Raw genomic sequence first — 6851 nt, 5'->3', positions numbered from 1 at the left:
GACGGTTGCCTGAAAAAGATTCGCCGGGCCGAGGGTTTTCCATTAGTAAATTCGCGGATGACAGATCGCCGCGCGTTCCACGACCGCCGCGCTGCATCACGGCCCCGTGAGAGCGCTCGCTATTATCACCGGCTGCTCCAGCGGTACTTCGCGTTCCTCATTCCCTCGGGCGCTCGTGTGCTTGAAATCGGCTGCGGAATTGGCGATTTGCTCGCCGCGGTCCAACCTTCGCAGGGTGTCGGCGTGGATTTCAGTCCGGCGATGATCGAGTTGGCTCGGCAGCGCCATCCTCAACTGGAATTCCACGTGGCCGATGCGGGGGACTTGTCTTCCCTCGAACCTCACGGTAGCGCGAGCCTGTCCCCAGCGAGCCGGGCGGGACGTGTTCCAGGCTCGTCGAGCGGCTCGCCGGGACGGACTCGCCCTACCGAGTTCATGGGCGGCAAGCATGTTCGCAAAGAACATGGATCACTCGACGAGCCCTTCGACTACCTCCTCCTTTCCGATCTCGTGAACGATCTGCCGGACGTGCAGGCGGTGCTGGCGCATTTGCATCGCTTCGCGCATCCGCGGACGCGGCTGGTGGTGAATTTTTTCAACCACTTGTGGCACCCGGTTCTGAGTCTCGCCGAGCGAGTCGGCGCCAAGGCGCCCACGCTTCCGCAGAACTGGCTTTCCACGGCGGATATGAAAAACCTCCTCCACCTGGCGGATTGGGAATTAGTCAAGATGGACACGCGGATTCTCTGGCCAGTCCGGACGCCTCTCTGGGACCCTTTGCTGAATCGGTGGTTTGCGCCATTGCTTCGCCATTTCTGCCTCACCGTCATTCTGGTGGCGCGGCCCAGTGTGGCGCGCTGGAGAATTCGTTCTGCGCCCGGCCAGTTGGTCGCGGAATCCTCATTGTCCGCGTCGTTCCCCCTCACCCCGGCCCTCTCCCCAGGGGAGGGGGAGAGCCAGTTGCCGCGCTTGGGAACCGCCGACACAGATCCTTCGAGCCCAGCGCAACAGACGGGGCTCCCTCTCGCTGAGGGAGAGGGCAGGGGTGAGGGGGAGTGCGGCACTAGAACCACGACGGAGCGTCCGGATTATCGCTGCACCGTCGTGATTCCTGCGCGGAACGAAGCGGGCAACATCGAAGCCGCAGTCCAGCGCACGCCCGAAATGGGCCTGGGCACGGAGATCATCTTTATCGAGGGCCACTCCAGCGACAACACGTGGGACGAAATCCGGCGTGTGGCGGCGAGTTATCCGAACCGCCGCATCAAAGTTCTCAAGCAACAAAGCAAAGGCAAAGGCGGCGCCGTGCGCGAAGCGTTCGCGGCGGCCACGGGTGATCTGCTGTTCATCCTGGACGCGGATTTGACGATGCCGCCGGAGCAACTCCCCCAATTCTATGAAGTGGCACGCTCCGGCATCGGAGAGTTCGTGAATGGCGTGCGGCTGGTTTATCCGATGGAGGACCAGGCGATGCGATTCTTGAACATGGTCGCCAACAAATGCTTCAGCCTCGCTTTCAGTTGGCTGCTGGGCCAGTCGATCAAGGACACCTTGTGCGGAACGAAGGTGTTGTTTCGGTCGGATTACGAAGCCATTGCCCGCAATCGCGCTTACTTCGGCGACTTTGATCCGTTCGGTGATTTCGATCTGCTCTTCGGCGCGGCCCGGCTGAATTTGAAGATCATCGATCTGCCGATTCGCTATCGGGCGCGCGCGTACGGCGAGACGAACATCCAGCGCTGGCGCCACGGCTGGCTGCTTTGCCGAATGGTATGGTTCGCCGCGCGGAGGCTGAAGTTCATCGACTGATTTGGCAAATCGGCAATAGGATATAGGCTATTGGCAAGTGGAGGATACCCTAGCCTAGGGCTTGTCCCAAAACTGCCGATTTCTCGATGATCGATTCAGGCGGGTTTTCCCGCGCTGGTTTCGGAGACGGATGCATTCACGTTCCAGGCATCGAGAGTGTTTTAAGGGTAATGATGCACAACACCCGGTTCGCACAGCGTTTTTGTTATGCCCGAAAACCCGGATGAATTTATCCCCACCCGACGCAGCCTGCTGACGCGACCTTCGGCGAGGACACCCGCCCGTCCGAACGCGAGTTTACGGGCATCCAGCGCTTCGAACCGATCTCCCGCTCGCACGAAGGCCTGGTTGATGTGCTTCAGGTCGGGCGCAACGACCCGGCGGGCTATTTCTACTACGTCATGGAGTTGGCGGATGATGCGAACGTAGGGCAGGCTTCCAGCCGGCTTCCAGCCTGCCAGTTGAGCGGGCATCCCGGCCCGCAGTCACCGACGGTCACAAAGCCAGCCGAACAGCGACACGGGAAACGGAAACCGCATCCTCAATCGCCAATCGCCAATCGGAAATCGCCAATCCCGACAAATACATTCCGAAAACCCTGGCGAAAGAACTGCACAACCGCGGCCGTCTGCCGGCCGACGAATGCGTGCGCCTGAGCCTGACGTTGACTTCAGCGCTGGGACACTTGCACCGGCACGGCTTGATCCACCGCGATATCAAGCCCTCGAACATTTCCTTCCGGCAAAGTCGCCCGCATTCTGCGAACAAACCCGGTGGTTAGGCGAGCGTCGTCGGGTTGTTTGATACGCGCGCTGACTTTCTCCCAGAGCATGTCGTCACGCGCCAAGATCTCCCAACGCTTGAAGGCATCCGACCAGTTTCTTATGATCTCTCGCCTCTGGTTGTCATCAAGTCACCGTGAACATGCCGGATCAGATTGCCCGCCAGTGGGGAGAAACCCCGCTTTACATGGTTTGAGTCCATGCCGGACAGCCACACCTCCTAATCTCAAATCTCAAGTTTGAAACTCGGATCAGTCCTCTGCGAACAAGTATTCCAGATCGCTCTTGGTCAGGCTCCGGGCAAAGCCTTCCTCGCCCAGAACATCGCTGATGGTTTGGGCCTTGCGTTGTTGGAGTTCCCAAATCTTTTCCTCCACCGTGCCCGGGGCGATGAGCCGGTAGGCGTTCACTGTGCGCGTCTGGCCAATGCGATGCGAACGGTCGATGGCCTGCGCCTCGACGGCGGGATTCCACCACGGGTCGTAAAGCACGACGTAACTGGCCGTTGTCAGGTTGAGGCCCGTGCCGGCTGCGCGAAGGCTCAAGAGGAAGAGAGAAGCCTTCGGATCATCTTGGAAGGCTTGAACCACGTCCTGCCGGTTTTTGGTTTCGCCCGTCAAGATGTAAGTGGGGAACTGCCGCCGCCGGCACTCCTCCTCCAGCAACTTTAGCATCTGCACGAATTGGCTGAAGACCAGAACCTTTTGGCCTTCGTCCATCAAGGGTTCGAGCAACTCGAAAAGCGTCTCCGTCTTCCCGGAAGCCGAATCATTGCCCACGAGTTGCGGATGGCAACAAATCTGCCGGAGGCGCGTGAGTGCGGCCAGAACGTGGATTTTGCTTTTCGCAAGCCCCTTCTCGATGAGCGCCTGTTGCACTTGTTCGCGGCTCCGGCGCAATTCAGCCAGGTAAAGCTTGCGCTGCTCGTCCGTGAGTTCGCAATCGCGCCGTTGTTCGATCCGGTCGGGCAAATCCTGCGCGACCTGCCGCTTGAGCCGGCGCAGCATCAACGGCCGGATCTTCGCGGCGAGCCGGCGGCGCGCAATCTGGTGCCCCCAGGCGACGTCTTCCCCTTTGGGCTCGTAGGTTTCGTGGAAGTCCGATTGGATGCCCAGGTACCCCGGCTGCACGAAATCCACGATGCTCCACAAATCCAGAAGCCGGTTCTCCAGCGGCGTGCCGGTGAGCGCCAATCGATGATCGGCCTTGAGCTGTTTGACGCACTGCGTGACTTGCGCGGCCGGATTCTTGATGTACTGAGCTTCATCCAGGATGATCCCGCGGAACTCGAATTTCTGGAGCGCGGCCAGATCGCGCCGGAGCAGGGCATAGTTGGTGACGATCAAATCGTGCTGCGGGATTTGTTTGCGGAGATTGTGCCGCGCGGCGCCGCTTTCCAGGACCAACACTTTCAAGTGCGGCGCAAAACGGTTCGCCTCCCGGCGCCAGTTGTGGAGGACCGAAGCCGGACAAATCACCAGAGCCGGCTTGCGTTTTTTGGGATTCTGCTCTTGCTGCCAGGCCAGCCAGACGAGGGTTTGCAGCGTTTTGCCCAATCCCATGTCGTCCGCCAGAATGCCTCCGAGTTTCAGGCGCGTGAGGTGGCACAGAAAATTGACGCCGTCTTTCTGGTAAGGGCGCAGTTCCGCTTGAACCGAGGCGGGGATCGGCACGGCAGGCACGCCCGTGAACTCGGTGAGCCGCTCGCGAAGCGTTCGGCTGGAGGATGAATCGTCGAATCGGCCCAGCGTCGCTTCATCCATTTGGGCGGCATGAGCCAGATCCACCCGTTGCGCCAATGGACTCAGACCGTCCAGTCCCAGATCTGCAACGGCCTCGTGAGCCGCCCGGACGGCTGCGGAATCCAGTTCCAGCCAGCCGCTGTCCGGGAGTTTGACGAAGCGCCCTGTCGCGCTGGCCAGACGCTGCAAATCGGCTGAACTCAACTTCAATCCTTCCGCTTCCCACGCCGCCGACACCGAGAACCAGTCAATGCCGCTGCCCTGAACGACGAGTTTGGGGCGAAGCCGGCGCGGCGATAAGAACAGGCGCTGAAAAGCGGGGTTTCCCAGACACTCGGCCTGCGCGGGCCGGTCCGGCCACGCTGCGGCCAGGGAATTCAAAAACTGCTCGTTGGCGTCACCGACCCAAAGGCCGGGTTCCGGCGTGAACCAGTCCAGCCGCCGAAGCCAATGCACGGCGGGTTCCAGTCGCGGGTCGTCGAGAATCTGCGGTTTGTCCTTCTGCTTTTTCGCAGCCTGAGTGACTTGCCATTCGTGGCCGCTCCATTGCCAGGCGCTTTGGTCGAGTTCGCTTTGGGCGAGCAGCCTCAAGCGAACGGTGTCTTCGGTGAGCTCGAAAAGGAACTGCGGCACAGCGCGATGAGCCACGCAGAGCGTTTGCCAGGAGAGATCCTTCTGCGTGCCGCTCTTTCGCAGATGGGTCAAGAGCCGATGGCTCAACTTTCGAACTGGCAATCGAGGCGCGCTGATCCAGGACGCGAAAAGATTCGGCGGACTCGGATTACGCACGAGATAAAAAGTCTGATTCACCAGGACCAGCGTCGGATGGCCGGCAAAGAAGTGCGCGCCATTCAAGGGCCGAGGTTCGGATTCGGGCAGAGTCAGGCGATGACTGAAGAACAGTTCCGCGCCCTCGGTTTCAAGCTGCGGGCTCAACTCCGCCAACTGTCCGTGAAAGCCCAGCAGCTTGTGATCAGGGAGGAACAGGCGCGAGGTCTGGCCCCAGCGCGCCAGCCATTGGAGCAATTCCATGCCATTCAACGCGAGCCATTCTTTGTCGAGCTTCTTCTCGCCGTACAGTTCTTTCAGCCAGAGAATGAAGCTGCAATCGGCGGGCGGAAAGAGCTCCTGTCCGTGGCCGGACCGTGTGGCCAGTTCGATGACCTCGCTGACCGTGCGGAGTTTTTCGCCGCTTTTCGGCCGGGAGACCGCGAACTGAACTTTCAAATTATGCAGTGTGGGCTGGTCGTCCAGCGGTTGGACTTCGCACACGACGCGAAGGGCGGCGCGGGGAGAATCCAGGTGCATCGGAGCCGGCGGGAGCAGCCAGTCGTCCAGAAACCGGGAGAATTGTTGTTCCTGCTCGGCCTGTTCCATTTCAGCGAGCCGCTCGTAATTCGCGTGCGGCGCCAGCTCGGTGGGCAAGGGGCGGTTGGAGCGAAGGAACAGCAGCGCCAGGGCTTCGAGCCGGGCCTGGCCTTGCGCCTGGAGCAAGCGCGGCCACCAATCTTCGCCGCCGAAATCTTTGCGGGCCAGACACAGCTTCTCGAAATAATCTTCGAGCAGCAGCCAGGAACGCTGGGAATCGGCGCAGGATGAAAACGCGCGGAGAATCTCCGTGCGGGCGGCGACGGCGGTTTTCGAATCCGCCAGCTCGCGCCGCAGATCGGCCAGGGCGCCGTACGTGCGGTCGAGCACCTGATGGTGGGCGTCGTATTTGGTGGTCGCCGAAGATGCGTGTTGCCCGTTATTGCGTTGTGGTTTTGCCATTTTGCAGTCCATCCACAGGGACGATGGTCGCTCATCTCGACACAAAAGCGCTCGGACGGTCAACGAGAAAACGCGCGTCAACGAGCTGCGTGCCAATGAGAGCGACCCATCAAATTCGGGTCCGTCGCCTGAGTAACGCAGGTTATCCTAGCGCGCGCTCTGCCGGGATCAATCCTCAATTCATACGAACGGGGACAACGGGGACTGTAGAACTAGGCTGGGAGCCTCGGAGCCGTTCGACGGCACGAAATCAGGCGCCCCGTGAAAAGGGCGTTTGATCGTTTCCCAACCGGGCGTGATTCCAGAACAAAACCGCACTCGACTTCAACCCAAAATTCGTATTTGCGAATTCCCAGGCAGCAATCGATTTTCCATCTCGACCCTTGCGTCAGTCGCACGAACGTGGAAACACAACGATGAGGGACAGCCACGAACGTCAGAACGAAGAAGAAGGGTTATGCGCAACAGATTTCAAAGTGAAGGCCATGGGATGAACCGGCAAAGCCAAGGAAGCGCGGACAGTCATGTCCGCGAGTTGAACGTCACAGCGCTTACAGGAGCGCGGACTGTTTGTCCGCGAGTCTTGGGCGATAGGCCGAAACGCACGGACAAGCTGTCCGCGCTCGTGCGCCTGAGATGGCGATTGGTCGAAGCGGTGAAAGTCCGCTTCTGTGCGGTGAAGAATCGTGCGGTATTGAACCATAACTGCGTCGTGGAAACACGGGGTGGAGAGCAATGGAACGAGAAC

Annotated in this window: 3 protein-coding genes; 2 read left to right on the top strand and 1 reads right to left on the bottom strand. The window is 60.2% G+C overall.

Annotated elements, in window-relative coordinates; translation table 11 throughout:
- The first annotated feature begins 57 nt into the window (after positions 1-57).
- Both FJ398_24680 and FJ398_24675 read left to right on the top strand, forming a co-directional pair.
- Positions 58-1809: a glycosyltransferase gene (locus FJ398_24680; GenBank protein MBM3841091.1), complete on the top strand. Its 1752-nt coding sequence runs from the start codon at positions 58-60 to the stop codon at positions 1807-1809.
- A gap of 454 nt (positions 1810-2263) precedes the next feature.
- Complete coding sequence (locus tag FJ398_24675; GenBank protein ID MBM3841090.1) at positions 2264-2590, top strand: hypothetical protein; 327 nt, start codon at positions 2264-2266, stop codon at positions 2588-2590.
- Between the two features lie 252 nt (positions 2591-2842).
- Here the strand turns inward: FJ398_24675 and FJ398_24670 are convergent, their stop codons facing one another.
- Complete coding sequence (locus FJ398_24670; GenBank protein ID MBM3841089.1) at positions 2843-6103, bottom strand: DEAD/DEAH box helicase; 3261 nt, start codon at positions 6101-6103, stop codon at positions 2843-2845.
- Positions 6104-6851: the final 748 nt, after the last annotated feature.

The sequence above is a fragment of the Verrucomicrobiota bacterium genome (genome assembly GCA_016871535.1).
Taxonomy (GTDB): Bacteria; Verrucomicrobiota; Verrucomicrobiia; order Limisphaerales; family SIBE01; genus VHCZ01.
The sequence above is the reverse complement of the archived record's forward strand: the minus strand, read 5'-3'. Positions and strand labels throughout refer to the sequence as shown.

Excerpts from the sequence above, each read along its gene's own strand:
- FJ398_24680 (MBM3841091.1), top strand. The coding sequence starts at position 58 with ATGACAGATCGCCGCGCGTTCCACGACCGCCGCGCTGCATCACGGCCC.
- FJ398_24670 (MBM3841089.1), bottom strand. The coding sequence starts at position 6,103 with ATGGCAAAACCACAACGCAATAACGGGCAACACGCATCTTCGGCGACC.